The organism is Flavobacterium sp. FlaQc-30 (assembly GCF_044005885.1).
Taxonomy (GTDB): Bacteria; Bacteroidota; Bacteroidia; order Flavobacteriales; family Flavobacteriaceae; genus Flavobacterium.
Map to the genome: position 1 here is coordinate 105,834 of NZ_JBIPCO010000007.1, position 19,628 is coordinate 125,461.

The 19,628-nt window shown below is 34.7% G+C and carries 13 protein-coding genes; 11 read left to right on the forward strand and 2 right to left on the reverse strand.

Annotated elements, in window-relative coordinates:
* The first annotated feature begins 397 nt into the window (after positions 1-397).
* The 5 genes from ACHRV0_RS16115 to ACHRV0_RS16135 all read left to right on the forward strand — a co-directional run bounded on the left by ACHRV0_RS16115 (position 398) and on the right by ACHRV0_RS16135 (position 7,025).
* Positions 398-2,917: a right-handed parallel beta-helix repeat-containing protein gene (locus tag ACHRV0_RS16115; RefSeq protein WP_395441582.1), complete on the forward strand. Its 2,520-nt coding sequence runs from the start codon at positions 398-400 to the stop codon at positions 2,915-2,917.
* A 145-nt stretch (positions 2,918-3,062) separates the two neighbouring features.
* Positions 3,063-4,127: a Gfo/Idh/MocA family protein gene (locus ACHRV0_RS16120; protein WP_395441583.1), complete on the forward strand. Its 1,065-nt coding sequence runs from the start codon at positions 3,063-3,065 to the stop codon at positions 4,125-4,127.
* Positions 4,124-5,704 (forward strand): sodium:solute symporter, encoded by a 1,581-nt coding sequence (locus ACHRV0_RS16125; RefSeq protein WP_395441584.1) that lies wholly within the window; start codon positions 4,124-4,126, stop codon positions 5,702-5,704. Before ACHRV0_RS16120 ends, ACHRV0_RS16125 begins: the two co-directional genes overlap by 4 nt.
* 132 nt (positions 5,705-5,836) lie before the next feature.
* A complete protein-coding gene (locus ACHRV0_RS16130) occupies positions 5,837-6,667 on the forward strand; it encodes a hypothetical protein (RefSeq protein WP_395441585.1) in 831 nt (276 codons plus the stop codon).
* Positions 6,651-7,025: a hypothetical protein gene (locus ACHRV0_RS16135; protein WP_395441586.1), complete on the forward strand. Its 375-nt coding sequence runs from the start codon at positions 6,651-6,653 to the stop codon at positions 7,023-7,025. The genes ACHRV0_RS16130 and ACHRV0_RS16135 overlap by 17 nt, the downstream gene beginning before the upstream one ends.
* Positions 7,026-7,110: 85 nt before the next feature.
* Here ACHRV0_RS16135 and ACHRV0_RS16140 read toward each other — a convergent pair whose 3' ends face one another.
* A complete protein-coding gene (locus ACHRV0_RS16140; RefSeq protein WP_395441587.1) occupies positions 7,111-7,317 on the reverse strand; it encodes a helix-turn-helix transcriptional regulator in 207 nt (68 codons plus the stop codon).
* Between the two features lie 163 nt (positions 7,318-7,480).
* On the opposite strand from ACHRV0_RS16140, the gene ACHRV0_RS16145 reads away from it, so the two are divergent.
* On the forward strand, positions 7,481-7,684 hold the full coding sequence (locus tag ACHRV0_RS16145) for a SymE family type I addiction module toxin (protein ID WP_395441588.1): 204 nt from the start codon (positions 7,481-7,483) through the stop codon (positions 7,682-7,684).
* 427 nt (positions 7,685-8,111) lie between these two features.
* Here ACHRV0_RS16145 and ACHRV0_RS16150 read toward each other — a convergent pair whose 3' ends face one another.
* Positions 8,112-9,326, reverse strand: a complete 1,215-nt coding sequence (locus ACHRV0_RS16150; protein WP_395441589.1) for an MFS transporter — start codon at positions 9,324-9,326, stop codon at positions 8,112-8,114.
* A gap of 100 nt (positions 9,327-9,426) precedes the next feature.
* Between ACHRV0_RS16150 and ACHRV0_RS16155 the strand changes: the two genes are divergently transcribed.
* From ACHRV0_RS16155 to ACHRV0_RS16175, 5 genes are all read left to right on the forward strand, one after another.
* On the forward strand, positions 9,427-10,245 hold the full coding sequence (locus tag ACHRV0_RS16155) for an AraC family transcriptional regulator (RefSeq protein WP_395441590.1): 819 nt from the start codon (positions 9,427-9,429) through the stop codon (positions 10,243-10,245).
* Between the two features lie 476 nt (positions 10,246-10,721).
* Complete coding sequence (locus ACHRV0_RS16160; protein ID WP_395441591.1) at positions 10,722-12,908, forward strand: alpha-rhamnosidase; 2,187 nt, start codon at positions 10,722-10,724, stop codon at positions 12,906-12,908.
* 285 nt (positions 12,909-13,193) lie between these two features.
* Positions 13,194-14,873 carry a hypothetical protein gene (locus tag ACHRV0_RS16165; RefSeq protein ID WP_395441592.1) on the forward strand — a complete coding sequence of 560 codons (1,680 nt, stop codon included), beginning with the start codon at positions 13,194-13,196 and terminating at the stop codon, positions 14,871-14,873.
* A 139-nt stretch (positions 14,874-15,012) separates the two neighbouring features.
* Entirely contained in the window at positions 15,013-16,137 is a 1,125-nt protein-coding gene (locus tag ACHRV0_RS16170; RefSeq protein ID WP_395441593.1) for a glycosylase, read from the forward strand.
* A gap of 142 nt (positions 16,138-16,279) precedes the next feature.
* A complete protein-coding gene (locus ACHRV0_RS16175) occupies positions 16,280-19,606 on the forward strand; it encodes a glycoside hydrolase family 2 TIM barrel-domain containing protein (protein ID WP_395441594.1) in 3,327 nt (1,108 codons plus the stop codon).
* The last annotated feature ends 22 nt before the right edge of the window (positions 19,607-19,628 follow it).

Here is a 19,628-nt window from a genome sequence, read left to right on the forward strand (position 1 = left end):
TGTCGGTTAGATTTTTTATCTGCTATTTTTTTATTTGATGAATAAAAAAATCCGTTATAAACTATAATTTAATAATGTAATCGATTACACAAATCTATTAAAAAAATATTATCAAACGACAATTTTGATTTAATTATAACAGATTTTTTATGAATTTGATTTTTTTATGGGAAATGGATTAAGATTTCCATTTGAATTTCTAGATTAAAAGCTAGAGCAAAAATCTGATATTTATCCTAGTTACAGGAGGGTACAGGATACCTGTCATTTTATATTCTTATAAATTGTCCTAATTATTTGGTAAAAGTGTTAAAAATACATTTATTTGTAAAAATAATAATACTTTAAATTAATGCCTTATAATTTTATCCCAATAAAAAAATCAATACTATAAATAATGCGTTTAATTCCTTTCAACAAATTACTAATCGTTTTTTTAACGGTATTTACAATTTTTTCGGCAAACGCTGCAGAAATTTGGGTTTCACCATCTGGAAATGATTCCAACCTCGGAACAAAATCAAATCCGTTGGCAACGGTTCACATGGCAATGCGAAAAGCCAGAGAACTTCGTCGTTTAAAAGATCCATCAATAAAAGACGGAATCCGAATCATAGTAATGAATGGAACGTATTATTTAAACGAGCCTTTATTTGTGCGTCCTGAAGATTCTGGAACGGCGGACAGTCCGACAATAATTGAGGCTGATGCAAACGCAAAACCAATTATAAGCGGTGGAATTGAAATTAAAAACTGGACAAAATCGACAACCATTATCAACGGACTTAAAAAAGGCTCTGTTTGGGTAGCTGATGCTCCTAAAAAAGCAGGAAGTTTTATTGATTACAGACAATTGTGGGTAAACGGAAAAAAAGCCGTTAGAGCCAAAAATACTGCAGGAACCACAATGGAACGTATTTTATCATGGAATCACGAGGAACAAACCTGCTGGATTCCGTTTAAAGATAAATCGGTTAAGTTCGAACCGGGAATGGAAATGTTTATTGTGCAATGGTGGTCAAATGCGAATCTTAGAATTAAAAATATCGAAGTTCAGAAAGATAGCGCCAGACTTTCATTTGAAGAACCTGAAAGCCGAATCCAAAGCGAACATCCTTGGCCAGCACCGTGGATTTCTAAAAACAACGGAAATTCGGCTTATTTCTTAAATAATGCTTTTTCACTTCTAAACGAACCTGGAGAATGGTATTTGGATAAGAAAAATGCTAAAATCTATTATATTCCGAGAGCTGGAGAAGATATTAATTCGGCAATTGTAATTGCGCCTGTTTTAGAAAATCTGGTTGAAGTAAAAGGAACAATCGATTCTCCTGTGCATCATTTTCAGTTTAAAGGAATTTCATTTCAGTACAGCAATTGGCTTCGTCCTTCACAACAAGGTCATGTTCCGTTGCAGTCAGGATTATATTTGTTAGACGCTTATAAACTAAAACAACCGGGAACACCAAATCAGGCAAATTTAGAAAATCAGGCGTGGGTGGGAAGACCTCGCGCTGCCGTAGAAATAAATTATGCGAATAATATTCAGTTTGAATCGTGTCGTTTTGAGCATTTAGCCTCGACTGGTTTAGATTTAAATAAAGGAACAAATCATAATACTGTAAAAGGAAACTTATTTAAAGATATTGGCGGAAGCGCCATCAATGTTGGAATTTTCTCTGAAGAAGCTTTTGAAGCACATTTGCCTTTAATCATAAAAGATGAAAGAGAAATGTGTTCTGATGAAGTAATTTCGGATAATTTAATCACCAACGTAACCAATGAAGATTGGGGAACTTTAGGAATCAGCGCTGGTTTTGTTCGAAATATTACAATTGAACATAATGAAATTTCAGATGTATCATACTCCGGAATGGCAATGGGCTGGGGATGGACACACACGCCAAACGTAATGCAGAATAATAAAATTTTAGGAAATAAAATTCATCATTATGCGAAACACTTGCATGATGTTGCTGGAATTTACACCCTTTCGGCTCAGCCAGGAAGTCGAATTGAAGAAAATTATATTGACAAGGTTTACAACAGTCCGTATGCGCACGATCCGTTTTTATGGTTGTATTTGTATACCGACGAAGGAAGTGAAGGTTTTACTATTAAAAACAACTGGATTGCGGAAAAGAAAATCCTTAAAAACCATAACGGCCCAAAAGGAAATATCTGGGAACACAATGATCCGTATGTGAGCACTAAAATAAAAGATGCAGCAGGAATTAGAGCGCCTTACAAAGATTTAGAAAAAGAAGTTGTAATCGATGAAAAATGGGGCTTGCAGGAAATGCCAAAACCGTATGCAATCGAATTGATAGGTTCTGATTTTGATATCGAAAAAATCAAATCGACTTTAACTGGTTTTAGAATTGTAGGTCAGGAATTGTACCAATGGAAAAATCATTTGGTGATTTACGGAAAAATGAATCAGCCCGAAAGAACAAAACGAAAACTGGCAGGTGCTTTTCCTTCTTTAGAAATTAAAATCTATGAAGATTTGGTTTACGATTTCCAAAATTTCGAAAGATGTAAAGATTCAAAACCAGCATCAGATTGGGAAAATATTGTTTTAACAGCGAATCTTCCAGCCGATGAAAAACTGCAAAAAGAATATGTAGAGTATCACAAAATACAATTCGAAAAATGGCCGGAAGTTGCTAAAGGTTTCTGTAACGCCGATTTTCAGCAATTACAAGTCTTCAAAAAAGACAGACAATTAATCTTGGTAATCAGTATTCCGAAAGGGGAAAGTTTGGATAAGCTGAATCCAAAAACCACAGAAAATAATCCGCGTGTAGACGATTGGAACACCTTAATGAAAAAATATCAATCAGGAATTGAAGGCGCAAAACCAGACGAAACCTGGATTTTCTTGAATAAAGTAGAAGTAGAAGCAAAAAAATAATACGCATAATGAACCCGACAGGTTTTTAAAACCTGTCGGGTTTAAACGCGAAAAAAATATTTTGCCACAGATTAAAAAATCCATTTAATCCTTTTAATCTGTGGCAAAAAAAAACAAAATCAACAATCTAAAATAACCACACCTCATGTTAAAAATAGCCATTCTGGGACTTGGAGAAGGACGAAGCACAATGTCGGCTGCTATAGAAAGTTCAAAACTAGAACTCGTTAAAATATGCGACCGAAACGAAGAATTGTGTAAACAGCGAGCAAAAGAATTCGACTTTCATTCGTACACAACGAATTACGACGATTTATTAAATGATTCTTCAATTGATATTATTGCGATTTATACGCCAGATCATCTTCATGCACAACATGTGAAACAAGCTTTATTGCACGGAAAACACGTTGTTTGTACAAAACCGTTTATTGATGATCTTTCGGATGCAAAAGAGCTTTTAGAATTAAGCAAATCAACAGGAAAGAAAGTTTTTATCGGGCAAAGTTCTCGTTTTTTCGAACCAGCAAAAAGACAAAGAGCGGATTATGAAGCAGGTTTAATAGGTGATTTGATTACAATTGAAGCACAATATCATGCCGATCACAGATGGTTTTTAAAGAAAGAATGGTCATTATTACAGTCATTTAAATGGTTGTACGGAGGTTTGAGTCATCCTGTAGATTTCATTAGATGGTATTTGCCGAATATTCAGGAAGTGATGGGTTACGGAATGATTAGCAGTAACGGACAAAAGGCAGGATTGAAGAATGAAGATACGATGCATTTTATTTTTAAAGCAACCGATGGAAGAATAGCTCGTGTAAGTGGTGTTTATACTTCGCCAACTCAGCCAGCGCAACGTGACAGCGGCATGAGTACAATTCTACGCGCTACTGAAGGAGCAAGCCAAGCCGATTACCACGAATTGCGTTATGCCGTTACAGATAAAACGGGCGAAGAAAAAGTAATTACTTGGGGCGACAGCACGATAAAGTATTATTTCCGTTTTGAAGGACAAAGTCATCATGGCGGGGAATATCAGAATTATTTGGAATATTTTACAGATAGCATTGAGCAAGGTTTTGAAGCCTATCCAAACATGGAAGAAGGAATTGGAACGGTAGCTTTATTACAAGCAATGGACAAATCTTTGCAAACTGGAATGCCGGTTAAAATTGCCGATATTCTTAACGAATACGGACTATGAACAGTATCTACGATAAATTAACTACGCTAGATTTTGTAATTGTTGCGGGTTATTTAGTGGCTTTATTGGTCATTGGGTATGTGGTAAGTATGAAACAGAGAAAGAAAAACGAAACGCTTTTTCTGGCTGGAAACTCCTTAAACTGGTACAGCATCGGATTTAATATGTGGGGAACCAATGTTGGGCCTTCGTCATTATTGGCTTTTGCGAGTATTGGTTACGCTACGGGAATTGTTGCAGGAAATTTCGAATGGTACGCTTTTGTTTTCTTATTGCTTTTGGCAATGGTTTTTGCACCACGTTATATTGCGAGTAAAGTAAGCACAATGCCGGAATATATGGGAAAACGCTATGGCGACAGTACTCAAAACATTTTAGCTTGGTATGCTTTGGTAAAAATCTTGGTAAGCTGGTTGTCTTTAGGATTATTCAGCGGAGGCGTTTTAGTACGCCAGATTTTGGGAATCCCGATGTGGCAGAGCGTTACGGTTTTAGTGATATTTTCGGGAATTTTTACTTTTGCTGGAGGATTGAAAGCAATTGCTAAAGTGAATGTTTTTCAGATGATTTTGCTGATTGTCGTTTCATTAACTCTTTCCTTTTTAGGTTTACAAAAACTAGGTGGAATCGATGTTTTAATTGCTAAAACACCTTCAAACTTTTGGAATTTAGTTCGTCCTTCTGATGATGTACATTATCCTTGGCCTGCTATTTTGTTAGGATATCCTGTAGCTGCTGTTGCTTTTTTCTGTACCGATCAATCGATGGTGCAGAGTGTTTTGGGAGCGAAAAACCTAGAACAGGGACAATTGGGAGTAAACTTTATTGGATGGCTGAAAGTTATGGCTTTGCCGTTGTTTATTCTTCCTGGAATTTTGTGTTATGCGTTATATCCTGAATTAGGAAGCAATTCTGATTTGGCTTATATGACCATGGTTACAAATCTTTTCCCAAGCGGAATGAACGGTTTGGTAATCTGCGTGATGATTGCGGTTTTAGTGGGGACTATTGGTTCTTCTTTAAACGCTTTAAGTACCGTTTTTACGAATGATATTTATGTAAAGAAAATAAATCCGACGGCGACGATTCAGGATCAGATTAAAATTGGTCGTTTAACGATTGCAGCAGGTTGCGTATTTGCGATTTTGATTGCCGTTGCGATTGACAATATCAAAGGACAGAATTTATTCAACATTTTTCAGGCGGTTTTAGGTTTCTTGGCACCTTCGTTATCTGTTGTTTTTCTTTTGAGTGTTTTTTGGAAACGAACTACAAAAAAAGCCGTAAATGCAACACTTTCTTGGGGTTCTGCTTTTAGTTTGTTTGTTGGGGTTTTATATTTATGGATTTTCCCTGCTGATAAATATCCAGTTTGGCCTCACTTTTTATTGATTTCGTTTTACATTTTTGCTGTGCTTTTAATTACAGCTGTTATTATTTCTTTAACCGATAAAAATCCTGAAGTTAATGTTTCAGATGAAAGGGATATTCCTAAAACTAGTAAAAAGGTAAAGCTTTTGTTTGGGTTGTTGGGATTGACGATTTTGGTTTTGTATTTGGTTTTTAATGGGCACTAGGCAATTCAATAAAATATTATATACAAAAAACGCTTTCTTAAAAAGAAGGCGTTTTTTGTATATTATTGAATGAATCAAAAAATAAACTGTAGGTTTGTTAAAGCAACGAATAGAAATCTAAAAACAAGTAAAGTGGAAAAATTTCGATTAGATAACCAATCTTTGACTTTTAAAGTAATTTATAATCAAATGGAGGTTTCCCAGAATAATATTCTGTTACATACAATAAAAGGAATGTCAATAATTCCAATTCATGTAAAAATTTCACCTCTCGAAATAAAAGAAAATTTTATTCAAAAAAAGAGTAATAATTTAGAAATTCGAAATGAATTATACCAAGGAAATTATTATACAAATATTATAGATTACACACTTGGAGAAATTTCTTTAGCAGCAAATTTTCTAACTGATTCTTGGGGTAATAAAATTTGGAATCTTCTAAATGAGGAAAAGGAAAATTGTTTTACAATATCATTAACAGATGATGCCATAAAGAAACAAATCATCCTTGCAAATCCTAATCTTTTTAGTTGTGAATCTGATATAGATAATTTTTGTGTTGCTTATAATATTACTGTCCAAGATTTTGTTGAATGCGGAAAATTCGAACAACTTGAAATAGATTTAGAAGGGATTTCTGCAAGATTAAGTTCTGAAATAATATTTTTTAGAAAAAAACTTTTTACAGAACTTCTGATTCAGAAGCTAGACGCTAAAATTTTTGATTTTGAAGAACTAAAAGGAATGGTTCTCCCATTAAATAAAAAGAAGCTATATAATGATTGGAGAAAATCACAATTAAAAGAAATTGAGCTTGTTCAAAAATATGTTAAGTCTCCATTTATTTTTGACGATTTAGAACAATTTTCAAATTTTAAAGAAATCAACAATTTTTCAGTTAAAAATATAAAAAAAACAGGATTTAGTAACAGAAACTTTTTATTGGATGGAATACTTTCCTAAAGCAAAATCAAGATTTGAAATTGCAGCAGAATATTATCAAAAAGGAGAAGATTTACGCGATTCTGTGGATAATCTTAGGTTGTCATTAGAACTACTGCTTAAAGAATTATTAGGTAATGAAAAAAGCTTGGAAAATCAAACTTCTACTATTAGTGAATATCAAGAAGCACTTGGAATTGGAAAACAAATTAGAAATACTTTTCAGAAAGTACTTGAATATTATACTAGATTTCAAAATGATAAAGTAAAACATGATGTAGATCTAAATAATATTCATGAAGTTGAATTTATTTTTGGATTGACAATGATTTTTATAAGGATGCTTGTTAAGTCAAATTCAAAATTTAATTTGCAATAATTAATAAAGTTAAATAAGTATTTTTTAATAGAATTTAAATTTTGTGGATATTCTTAAATCTCTTTTCCTAGAATAAAAACATTTTTTATTTAGTCGAAACCAACAACTCCCGAATATCAACCTTCAAATATTTAGAAATCTCATAAAGTGTTTCAATAGAAGGTTGATATTCATTTGTACACCAACGCGAAACAGTAGCAACTGTTTTACCTAAATGATTGGCTAATTCCTTACTACTTCTGTTGTTTTCAACTAAAACAACTTTTATTCTATTTAACTTAAGTTTCGACACAATGATGATTTATTGCTATATTATGCAAATATGATGCATTTTAAATATAATAAAAAATATAATTTTATTACTCAAAAGCATCATAGAATTATAATTTATATATATGTAATTATTATTTGTAGTATAATTTTTACTATTTTTGTTTCGTAAAAAGAGAAATATAATGAAACAATCAGCGAAAAGACGATTAAAAATACAGCCAAAATATATTGCAAGATCCTATCATCGATATGTTATATTTCCAGAAATTCGTCTTTGCGGAAAATGGCTTCAGAAAATTGGTTTTCATTACGGGAATTTCGTAACGATTGAACATCAGCAAAATAAAATCATTATTACAACCAATAATGAAATTGAAACAAAATAAAAATCATCTATTTAAACATAACCCTTGGTTTCAACCACGGGGACGAAATGTATAACATTACGTTTGCCAAAATACGTTTCCCGTGGTTGAAACCATGCGCTATGTTTTGAAAAAGATTGTAAATAAAGCAAGGCTATTTTATGAGTTGCCTCCAGTTTTAACTGGAGGTGTACGTAATTAAGAATAGAGAAAGGCTTTAGCCAAACTGTAGATATTTTGGCTAAAGCCTTTTGAGCTTCCTAATAATTTGTTCATCCAGCTAAAGCTGGACACAATTAACTCTTCATTTTAAAACTAAACTTTGAAAGTTTCTAACCTTTAAATAAAAAACACATAGCTTTCAATCTAGAAAACTATGTGTTTTATTATCAAATGAAAATGCCTTTTTCAGACAATCCAAATACTATGTTTCTATGTGTTTAAAAAATTATTCCTGAGTTTTCTTTTTCTTCTCCAAATTAGGCAAGAACCCAGTAATAACTCCAATTAAAGGCAGAAATGCACAAATTTTAAATACATATTCAATACTTGTAGCATCGGCAATTTTCCCTAAAATAGCAGAACCTAAACCGCCCATTCCGAAAGCAAATCCGAAGAAAAGACCCGCTACAAGTCCGACTTTTCCTGGCAATAATTCAGTTGCATAAACCAAAATCGCAGAAAATGCCGAAGAAAGAATCAATCCGATAATTACAGATAAAGTTCCAACCCAGAATAAAGAAACGTAAGGTAACATCAAAGTAAACGGAGCAACGCCCAAAATAGAAACCCAGATTACATATTTTCTACCGTATCGATCTCCAATTGGTCCTCCAATTAAAGTTCCTGCAGCAACAGCGCCAGAGAATAAAAATAAATAGACTTGTGATTGCTGAATCGTAATATGAAATTTATCAATCAAAAAGAAAGTATAATAACTTGTAATACTACTCATATAGAAGTATTTAGAAAAAATAAGGACCAATAAAATAATCAACGAAGCAATTACTCGGTTTTTAGACAAATGATGTGTTTCGATTTGGTGAGAAGTTTTATTCGCATTTCTTTCAGATAAATGTGCCGTATACCAAATCGCAATTTTATACAAAGCAAAAACACCAACTAATGCAATAATACAAAACCAAGCGATATAAGATTGCCCGTGTGGAATCACAATAAAAGCTGCCAATAAAGGACCAATTGCACTTCCTGCATTTCCTCCCAATTGAAAAATAGATTGTGCTAAACCTCTTTTTCCGCCCGAAGCTAAGTGTGCTACTCTAGAAGATTCAGGATGGAAAATAGAAGATCCAATTCCGATTAAACTTACTGATAACAATAAATTGATAAAACTCGAAGCGATAGAAACAAAGAAAAGTCCAACCATTGTAAAACACATTCCGATAATCAATGAATATGGTCTTGAGTTTTTATCAGTGTACATGCCCACAAATGGTTGTAAAATAGACGCCACCAATTGATACGTTAAAGTGATAATACCAATTTGAGTAAAACTTAGATTAAAATTTTCTTTCAAAAGAGGATATATTGAAGGAACTAGAGCTTGTAAAAGATCATTGATTAAATGAGAAAAACTTATAATGAATAAGATCGAGTAGGTTGTTTTTTTTACTATATCAGGATTTGCTTTGATAGTGTCCATGCGTTATCTTTTTTAATTTTAATTAGTGTTAAAACAACAATTGTGTTATTTTTTGCAAAGATTAAAAGAATACTAATGTCAGAATTGCTATATTTGGACAATGAATAACCAGATTCGGACATATCGAATGGCGCAGGAACATGGATACAGAGTAGATCCATCAATTCCTGTTATTGGCTATACCGAAATGGTAACCAATGAAATGTGTATTTCGCACTCACATCCAAGAGGTCAGCTTATTTATGCAACTCGCGGCGTAATGAACGTTGTCGTTGGAAATCATATTTGGGTTGTGAATCCGCTGCAGGGTTTGTGGCTTCCGGGTGGCGTAGAACATCAGGTTACTTTTCAGAAAGACGTTAATTATTACAGCGTTTTTATCGATCCGTCTGTAATGGAAGGATTGCCAGAAAGCAGTTTTTCATTTGATATTCCGATGTTTTTAAAGCAGTTGGTTTTCAAAATCATTTCTTTCGGAATAGAAGGAAATCTCACTCCGCCACAAAAAAGAATCATTGCAGTTTTCTTAGACGAATTAGCTTTAATTGAGCCAAGTGCAACTTTCTTGCCAACAACCAATCACGAAAGATTGCAAAAAGTAGTCGAACTTTTAATGGAAGATATTGCCAGCAAAAACACCATTGATTATTACGCCGAACTTTCGTTTATGAGCAGTAGGACTTTATCGCGTTTATTCATCAAAGAATTGGGAATGAATTTCAGTGACTGGCGCACACGTTTAAAATTACTCGAAGCTATAAAACGTTTAGGCGAAAAACAATCCATAAAGGAAATTGCATTTAATTTAGGTTACGAAACTACAAGCGCCTTTATTTATATGTTTAAAAAGCATTTAGGAAAAACGCCTTCTAATTATATTTTAGAAGATGAAAATGAATCAGATAGAATGATTGCTTAGCTTTTGAGCATAAAATTGAACGCAGATGAGACGGATTTACTTCGTAAAGACGCGGATTTGCACGGATTTTTTTAGTTTTATCTAGAATAACCACAATCATTGTCATTTCGACTGAAAGGAGAAATCACACTAGTAATTCTACAAAGATTGGCGACATACGTTGCGTAACCTCGCGTGTGATTTCTCCTTTCAGTCGAAATGACAAAACTATATGCAAATTCCAAGTTTTACAGGAATGACAAAAAAGAGTAAAAAAAGAAAAAATCCGTTTTTATCCGCGTCTTTACGAAGTAAATCCGTCTCATCCGTGTCCTCTAAAATTGTAACATCATTTTTTTTAGTACTAAAAAAGTGATAACTCGTAATTTTTCCCTTAAAAAATTATCAAACATTGCAATTTTTTATAAAATAACAGGATACTACAGGTTGTGAAATGTAAAAATAACACTTATCTTTAGTCCCTAAATATACTAACTATGCTAAACCGCTTTTCTATTTTTAGGACTTTACTTCTTTTTGCTGGCCTTTTTTATTGTTCGCTATTATCAGCACAGGAAAAATCAAAAGAAGCGACATGGATCTGGTATCCAGGCGATTTTGAAGTTTGGTTAAGCAATAAAATGCAGGTAAGACGTACAGAACGCGAAGCCGTATTTCCGCCGCTTTGGCAATATTACAGTCCGTATGCTTTGGTCACTTTTCAGGCAGAAGTAGATATTCCACAACCAGATGAGGTGGAAATTTTCTCAGAAGGACCTTTTCAATTACTTTTAGATGGCGTTCAGATTTACGGACAGCCAAAATCAATTACAGTTCCTGCAGGAAAGCACAAAATTTCCTTTAAAGTGTATAATCAAGAAGTGTTGCCAGCTATTTATATTAATGGAAAATACCTTAAATCTGATGCCTCTTGGAAAGTTACCAATGAGGATAAACTTTGGATTGATGAAACTGGAAAAGCACAACAATCTGGCACGCCGTGGGTTCCTGTTGGTTCTTGGAATTTTAATTCGCCAGAAAGTAAACCTTCAGAATTCAAATTAACAACCAAACCTTTGAGTGCAAAGAAAACAGAAAAAATAGGAACTGGTCAATTAGTAGATTTTGGTAAAGAAACTTTCGGTTATATTAAAATTCATGGTTTAAAAGGAAAAGGAAAACTAGCATTGTATTATGGGGAATCTCGTGAAGAAGCTTTGGATTCTGCTAAATGCGAAACTTTAGACCATTTATCTTTTGATGGAAAACAGTCTGAAACCTATACACACGATGGGTCGAAAGCATTCCGCTATGTTCAGGTTCAAGCAGATGCAGGAGTAAAATACGATTCGATTTCGATGCTTTATGAGTATCTGCCATTAGACTATCGTGGTGCATTCAAATCTTCTGATCAACAATTGAATCAAATTTGGGATGTCTCAGCTTACACAATGCATTTAACGTCTCGTGAATTTTTTATCGACGGAATTAAACGTGACCGCTGGGTTTGGTCTGGCGATGCCTATCAAAGTTATTTAATGAATTATTATTTGTTTTTTGATTCGGCTTCGGTAGAACGAACCATGTTAGCACTTCGTGGAAAAGATCCTGTAACGGCTCACGTAAATATCATTATGGATTATTCGTTGTATTGGTTTGTAGGCGTTTACGATTACTACTTACACACGGGCGATACAAAATTCATTAAAACTTTTTATCCGAGAATGAAATCACTTATGGATTTCTGTTTAGAAAGAAGAAACAAAAACGGATTCCTTGAGCCATTAGAAGGTGATTGGGTTTTCATCGACTGGGCGGACGGATTGCCAAAAACAGGCGAAGTTAGTTTTGAGCAAATGCTTTTAGCCAGAAGTTTAGAAGCTATGGCTGTAAGTGCTGAAATTGCTGGAAAAACTGAAGACCAAAAACAATATCAAAAATTAGGTGATGATTTAAAAACAAAATTATTTGATGTGTTTTGGGATAAAAAAGAAAACGTGATGAAACACCAGCGTATCGACGGTAAAATGCAAAATATTGTAACCAGATATGCTAATATGTTCGGTATTTTCTTTAATTATTTTAATGAAGAACAAAAACAAAGCGTAAAAAATAAAGTGTTGCTTAATAAAGATGTTCTTCAAATTACAACGCCATATATGCGTTTTTACGAGTTGGAGGCATTGTGTGCGATGGGTGAACAAGACTATGTTTTAAAAGAAATGAAAGATTATTGGGGCGGAATGCTGAATGAGGGCGCAACCTCTTTCTGGGAAGAATACAATCCGAACAAAAAAGGAACGGAGCATTTAACGATGTACGGTCGTCCTTATGGAAAAAGCCTTTGCCACGCTTGGGGTGCAAGTCCGATTTATTTACTAGGAAAATACTATTTAGGCGTAAAGCCAACCGCTCCGGGTTATTCAGAATATGAAATCAAACCAAATCTTGGTGGTTTAAAATGGATGGAAGGAAAAGTGCCAACACCAAACGGAGAAGTTGCCGTGTATTGCAGTACCAAAGAAATCAAAGTAAAAGCAGGCGAAGGAGAAGGAAAATTGATTTTTGAAAGTGCTAGCAAACCCAAAACAAACTCTGGAACAATTACAGAATTAGCCAAAAATAAATATCAATTGATTGTAAAACCGAATGTGGAGTATAAAGTTAGTTACAAAGCGATTTAGTAATTAGTGATTAGCTCATAGTAATTAGTTCCTAGTAATTAGTTCTTAGTCTATAGTTTATAACGTCGAGTTTGTCATTCCGAGGAACGAGGAATCACACTCACAAACACAAAGATTGTCACGTCAGTTTTGTCATTTCGACGGAGGAGAAATCTTCGCAAGTAGCTCCGCAAAGATTGATCTGCAAAGCGTGCTCTGCAAACGAAGATTTCTCCTTCGTCGAAATGACAAGATCGGGGGAAATGCATAAGAAAGAATAAAAGCCAATAAAAAAATAAAAAACCTATGTTTTCAAAAAATAAAATACACAACTTCAAATTAAAAACAGCATTGTTAATGTTGTTAACTGTCTGCATCCAAGCCACAGCACAAACAACCGCATGGAAACCAGCATCATTTGAAATTGTAAAATCAAATTACAAAACTTTCAAAACCACGCAATACGCACATGTATTTTCAGGAAGCAAGCACAATATTGTTCGTTTAGCTCCAGAATTACAGGGTTTAACAGGTATTGAACTTCCTTTAGATAAATATAAAAACGGAACTAATGCTCCATTACAATTAAAATTTAAAGAACCTGTTACGGTTTTGATTGGTGTTTTTCAGGATAAAAATGCTGAGTATCTTCAATCCAATCAAATTGGAAATAATAATGAGATTCTAGAAAACGGAGTTACGATTACAGGTTTACCGCCAGTAAGTGTTTATGCAATACCTTACGGAAAAGGAATTCACACTATTTTACCAAATCAAAAAGGATTATTTGCTGTTTTGGGAGTTTTGAAAAGCGACCAGCAATTGAATGCAAGAGATGTTAAATTACCAGATGGTAAACTTTGGAATCCAACTTTTATCGTTGAAGGATTTTCAGATGAAAAACCACTTTTCGAAGTTATCGGCGGAGAAAACAAGCCCGTTATTGATGAAGGAATGTCTGGAACAGAAGGAATTCAGGGAGGTTTTGAAGGCGGGCGTGTGGTAAAAGTCGGAGACACTTATCATATGTTTCCAACCGAAAGAGCAGGAGAAAAAGGCGTTGATTATTATTACGATCGCGTAAAAACCAAAATCGGGCATTGGACAAGTAAAGATGCCATTCACTGGAAAAGAGAATCTACAATCTATCAGGCAAGCGGAACTTACGCCGTTACCGAAGATGACAACCCAATGAACGATCGTCGTGGTGCAATTTGGTCATACATGCCAGTTTTCAATGAAAAAGCAAACAAATGGTACGGCTATTATTTAGCTTATACCGTAAGTAAAACAATAGAACCAAATCACTCTTTTGGAAGAATTTGGCGTTGTGAATCGACTGTAGACGGAATCAACGGAATTGGCGGGCCGTATAAAGATATGGGAATTATTATGGAACCGGGATTGGATTCTCAACCTTGGGAAGGACGTCAAGGAGTTGCCTCTTTTTTTCCATATCAAGTTGGCGACAAATATTTCGGATTCTATAGTGGCGCATATCCATTTAATTCGTGGGCAGATTATCCGAAGAAATCAGGAAAAGGCTGGTTTGTAGCTTTAGCTGAATCCAAAAGTTTAGAAGGTCCTTGGTTGAGAATGAATAAAGGTTTGGAACCAATAAAAACCATGCATCCGTTATTCGTAGAAAATCCAATTGTAAGTCAGTTGCCAAACGGTCTGTACATTGCAATTTTCGACGGAGGTCCAGACGGCTGGGGACATCATTTACCAAATATGATTGCGTATTCGTTATCGGCAGACGGCGTTAATTGGGCAGAAGCACATTATTTACCAATAGAAATCAAAGTAGATAAATGGTGGGATATTATGAGAACGCCATTATGTTTAATCCCAGAAGGAAATGACGTTTATACCATAGTATATAACGCCATCGATTTGAAAAGAAGATTTCATCCAACAGGAATGGTAAAAGTAAAATTAAACAAAGACGTGATGGAATCTAAATTAAAAGAGTTAAAGAAATAATTTCACGCAGATTTTGCAGATTTAAGCAGATTATTAATTGATTTTTATCTGCGCCCATCAGCTAAAATCTGCAAAATCTGCGTGAAACAAAAAATAAAAAATTAGTGCCTTAGCGACTTCGTGGCAAAAAAACATAAAAATGAAAATTAAATACCTAATCCTAACCATTTCTGCACTTGCGATAACCAGTTGTGCAACCAAATACAAGAAAAGAGAAATTACTGACAGTGTAATGCAGGAGATTTACGAAGAAATCAAAACGCCTTACAAATACGGTTTGGTAATGGTTCCTACCGACAACTCATACAAAATGGATTGCCCAAGTGTATTTAGAAAAGACGGGAAATGGTATATGACGTATTTAATTTACGACGGAAGAGGTTATGAAACCTGGCTAGCTGAAAGCGACAATCTTTTAGACTGGAAACATCTAGGAAAAGTAATGTCTTTCTCAGAAAACGAAAAACATTGGGATGTCAACCAAAAAGCAGGATATATTTCGTTGCAGGATCTGACTTGGGGCGGAAGCTACGAATGGGAAAAATACGATGACAAATACTGGATGAGTTATTTTGGCGGAGACAGCAAAGGTTACGAAGCAGGTGTTTTATCAATCGGAATGGCATATACCAAAGAAGCGCCTACAAAACCACACGAATTTCAAAGATTAGAAAATCCGGTTTTAACCCCAAAAGACAAAGACGCTAAGTGGTGGGATAATAGTACAATGTACAAAAACAGCGTGATCCGTGATAAAGATAAAGTTACAGGATACAATTTTATCATGTATTACAATGCTCGCGGAGACAGTATAAATCCTGCAAAAGGTGCTGAGCGTATTGCAATGGCGGTTTCAAACGACATGAAAACATGGAAACGTTATGGCGATAAACCTTTAATTAATCATCACAAAGGAATTTCGGGAGATGCTTATATTCAGCGTATTAATGATACTTGGGTTATGTTCTATTTTGGAGCTTTCTGGACGGGTTGGAATCAAGGTGCATTTAACCGTTTTGCAGTTTCGAATGATTTAGTGAACTGGACGGACTGGAAAGGAGACGATTTAGTTAAATCTTCTGAACCTTACGATAATATGTTTGCGCATAAATCATTTGTGGTAAAACATGATGGCGTTGTCTATCATTTTTACTGTGCTGTTAACAAAGCAGAACAAAGAGGAATTGCCATTGCAACGTCTAAAGATTTAGGAAAAAGCAAATTGAATTTTGTGGCACCGCCGGAGAAAAAGAAGAAGAATTAAGTACAAAGTATTAAGATACAGTTTGTCATTTCGAGGAACGAGAAATCACACTCGTAACCATAAAGATTGTCGATTATAATTGCGGAATTTCTAGTGCGATTTCTCGTTCCTCGAAATGACAAAAAAAAATAAAAATAAAAGAATGTTTCAACCAATTCAAAATAATAACTTTTCAAGGTTTCGATTTTCGATGCTAAAATCAGTATTCACATTTTACATTTTACTGTTCACAATTTGCACGCAAGGACAATCCGTTACAGGAGAACCAGCGGGAGTTCCGGAATTGCATAAAAAATACGAATTTGCACCTTGGGAAGATCCAACAGTTACAAGTATCAACAGACAGCCTTCAAGAGCAACAGCCTATTCATACGCAAGTGTAGAAGACGCTTTAAAAGGCGACAGAACCAAAAGCCGAATCCAAATGCTGAATGGCGATTGGAACTTTAAATATGCAGTAAACTTAAATTTAGCTTCAAAAGATTTCTATAAAAACACCGTTTCAGGCTGGGATAAAATCGAAGTGCCTTCAAATTGGGAAATGAAAGGATACGATAATCCAATTTACAAAAGTGCCGTTTATCCGTTTAGACCTATAAATCCGCCTTATATTCCTAAAGATTATAATGGAGTTGGTTCTTACCAAAGAAGTTTTACCGTTCCAGAAAACTGGAAAGATATGACCGTGACTTTACATTTCGGAGCCGTAAGTTCAGGCTTTGAAGTATGGCTAAACGGAGAATTTTTAGGATATGGAGAAGACAGTTTCTTGCCGTCAGAATTTGATGTTACACCTTATTTAAAAGCGGGAGAAAATGTAGTTTCAGTTCGTGTAATTCGTTGGACAGATGGTTCTTATTTAGAAGATCAGGATCACTGGCGTATGAGCGGAATCCAGCGTGAAGTTTTCATTATGGCAGAACCAAAATTACGTATTCAGGATTTCTTTGTTCAAACTAAATTAGACAAACAATATACAGATGCGATTTTTAAACTGCGTCCGAAAGTAGAAAACCTTACTGGAGCAAAAATCAAAGATTATACAATGAATGTTCAGTTGTACGATGCTAATAATACGGCAATGTTCAAAGAACCGCTTCAAAGACCTGTAATCGATTTAATCAACGAAAGTTATCCTCGTTTGGATAATGTTCGTTTTGGATTCTTCCAAGAAAACATTAAAAATCCTAAAAAATGGAGTTCAGAAGAACCGAATTTGTATACGATGGTTATTTCGATAAAAGACAAAAACGGAAATGTTACAGAAGCCAAAAGCTGTAAAGTGGGTTTCCGTTCGATTGAATTCTCGAAAGAAAACGGAAAAATGCTCATCAACGGAAAAGAGACTTATGTGTATGGTGTAAACCGTCACGATCATCATCCGACAAGAGGAAAAGCGGTCACAAGAGAAGACATCAAACAAGATATTACGACGATTAAAAAGTTTAATTTCAACTTTATACGTACGAGCCATTATCCAAACGATCCTTATTTCTACGAATTATGCGATCAATACGGAATCATGGTAATGGACGAAGCCAATCAGGAAACACACGGAATTGGCGGTAAATTAAGCAACGATCCGCTTTGGACAAATGCTTATATGGAACGAATGATCAGAATGGTTGAAAGAGATAAAAACCATCCATCAGTTGTAATGTGGAGTTTGGGTAATGAAGGTGGAAAAGGCCCAAATCATGCTGCAATGTCGGGTTGGGTTCACGATTTTGATATTACGCGTCCCGTACATTACGAACCTGCACAAGGGAATGCAAAATTAGACGGTTATATTGATCCGCTTGATCCAGGATATCCAAAAACAATCGATCACGCGTACCGATTCGAAAATCCGCAGGATGATTCGTATGTCGATATGGTAAGCCGTTTTTATCCAGGCGTTTTTACTCCGAAATTTTTAGTCGATCAAAAGAAAGACACACGTCCGATTATTTTCGTTGAATATTCTCATGCTATGGGGAATTCAGTTGGAAATTTAAAGGAATTATGGGATGAATTCCGTTCACTTCCAAGAGTTATTGGCGGGTGTATCTGGGAATTTAAAGATCAGGGATTAGTGAAATTTGATTCCAGATCAGGACAGAATTATTTTGCTCACGGAGGAGATTTTGGAGAAAAATACCATGATGGAAACTTCAATACAAAAGGAATTGTAGATTCTAACGGAAAACCAAAAGGTTCGATTTTTGAGAATAAATGGGTGTATCAGCCTGCGATTTCAACTTTAAACGGAAATCAATTAGAAATTAAAAATCGTCAGGCGGTTAAATCTTTAGAAGATTATGTTCCGGTTTTAAAAGTGTTAGAAAATGGAAACGTAATCAAAACTCAGATTTTAAAACCATTAAAAGTAGAAGCAGGACAATCGACAACAATAGATGTAAGTTCTTATCTTCCAAAAATGAAAAACGATGCTGAATATCTTTTAAATATTGAATTTCAGCTTTCAAAAGATGAACTTTGGGCGTCGAAAGGTTACGCTGTCGCGGAAGATCAATTCATATTGAAAAAGAAAGAAGCCGTTTCTCCAGAATCTAAAAAAGAAACTTTAAACGTTTCAGAATCTGATTCAGATTTCAAAATCAAAGGAAAAACATTTGATATTACGATTGGAAAAACAAATGGCGCTTTGAGTTCGTATATTTTTAACGGAGAAGAACAAGTTTTTGCACCGCTTTTACCAAACTTCGTAAGACCACTTACTGACAACGACAAACGCGGATGGAAATCGCAAAAATTGTTGAAACAATGGTACAAAGCAAAGCCAAAATTGGTTAATGTAAAAATCGACAAATCGGCTTCTGAAATTAAAGTAATAAGCGATTACGAAATTATAAAAGACAGTGCGAGCGTAAATGTTGTTTACAATATAAGCCCAGACGGAGTGATAAAAGTAGATTACAGTTTGAAAGCTTCGGACAAATTGCCAAACATTCCAAAAATTGGAATGCAGATGGGAGTTCAAAGAAAATTCGACCAAATTTCATGGTACGGAAAAGGAGAATTAGAAAATTACAGCGACAGAAGTTTCGGTTCGTTTGTTGGGAAATATTCACTTCCAATAAATGATTTTATCGAACATTATCCAAAACCTCAGGAAAACGGAAACCGATGTGATGTAAGATGGATGGCATTAAGTACTCCGCTGAAAAGTAATGGTTTTCTAGTTGTAAATGATACCAAAGTTCTAAGCATGAGCGCATGGCCGTATACACAAGAAAACTTGAGTTCATCTGGTCATACATACGATTTGAAAGATCCGGGATTCTTGACTGTAAATATCGATTTAATCCAAATGGGAGTAGGAGGAAATGACAGCTGGACATTGGTTGCACAGCCTTTAGAGCAGTATCAGATTAAATCAGGAGATTATCAGTATAGTTTTTACTTGATGCCTTTTAATGGTTCAAAAAATGAATTGGAAAGTAGTTTGAAGAAGTTTAAATATTAATTGATAATTGATAATTTTAAAA

What these genes read in the sequence shown, in the direction of transcription:
- ACHRV0_RS16115 (WP_395441582.1), top strand. Translation starts at nt 398, where the DNA reads ATGCGTTTAATTCCTTTCAACAAATTACTAATCGTTTTTTTAACGGTA.
- ACHRV0_RS16120 (WP_395441583.1), top strand. Translation starts at nt 3,063, where the DNA reads ATGTTAAAAATAGCCATTCTGGGACTTGGAGAAGGACGAAGCACAATG.
- ACHRV0_RS16125 (WP_395441584.1), top strand. Translation starts at nt 4,124, where the DNA reads ATGAACAGTATCTACGATAAATTAACTACGCTAGATTTTGTAATTGTT.
- ACHRV0_RS16135 (WP_395441586.1), top strand. Translation starts at nt 6,651, where the DNA reads ATGGAATACTTTCCTAAAGCAAAATCAAGATTTGAAATTGCAGCAGAA.
- ACHRV0_RS16145 (WP_395441588.1), top strand. Translation starts at nt 7,481, where the DNA reads ATGAAACAATCAGCGAAAAGACGATTAAAAATACAGCCAAAATATATT.
- ACHRV0_RS16150 (WP_395441589.1), bottom strand. Translation starts at nt 9,326, where the DNA reads ATGGACACTATCAAAGCAAATCCTGATATAGTAAAAAAAACAACCTAC.
- ACHRV0_RS16155 (WP_395441590.1), top strand. Translation starts at nt 9,427, where the DNA reads ATGAATAACCAGATTCGGACATATCGAATGGCGCAGGAACATGGATAC.
- ACHRV0_RS16160 (WP_395441591.1), top strand. Translation starts at nt 10,722, where the DNA reads ATGCTAAACCGCTTTTCTATTTTTAGGACTTTACTTCTTTTTGCTGGC.
- ACHRV0_RS16165 (WP_395441592.1), top strand. Translation starts at nt 13,194, where the DNA reads ATGTTTTCAAAAAATAAAATACACAACTTCAAATTAAAAACAGCATTG.
- ACHRV0_RS16170 (WP_395441593.1), top strand. Translation starts at nt 15,013, where the DNA reads ATGAAAATTAAATACCTAATCCTAACCATTTCTGCACTTGCGATAACC.
- ACHRV0_RS16175 (WP_395441594.1), top strand. Translation starts at nt 16,280, where the DNA reads ATGTTTCAACCAATTCAAAATAATAACTTTTCAAGGTTTCGATTTTCG.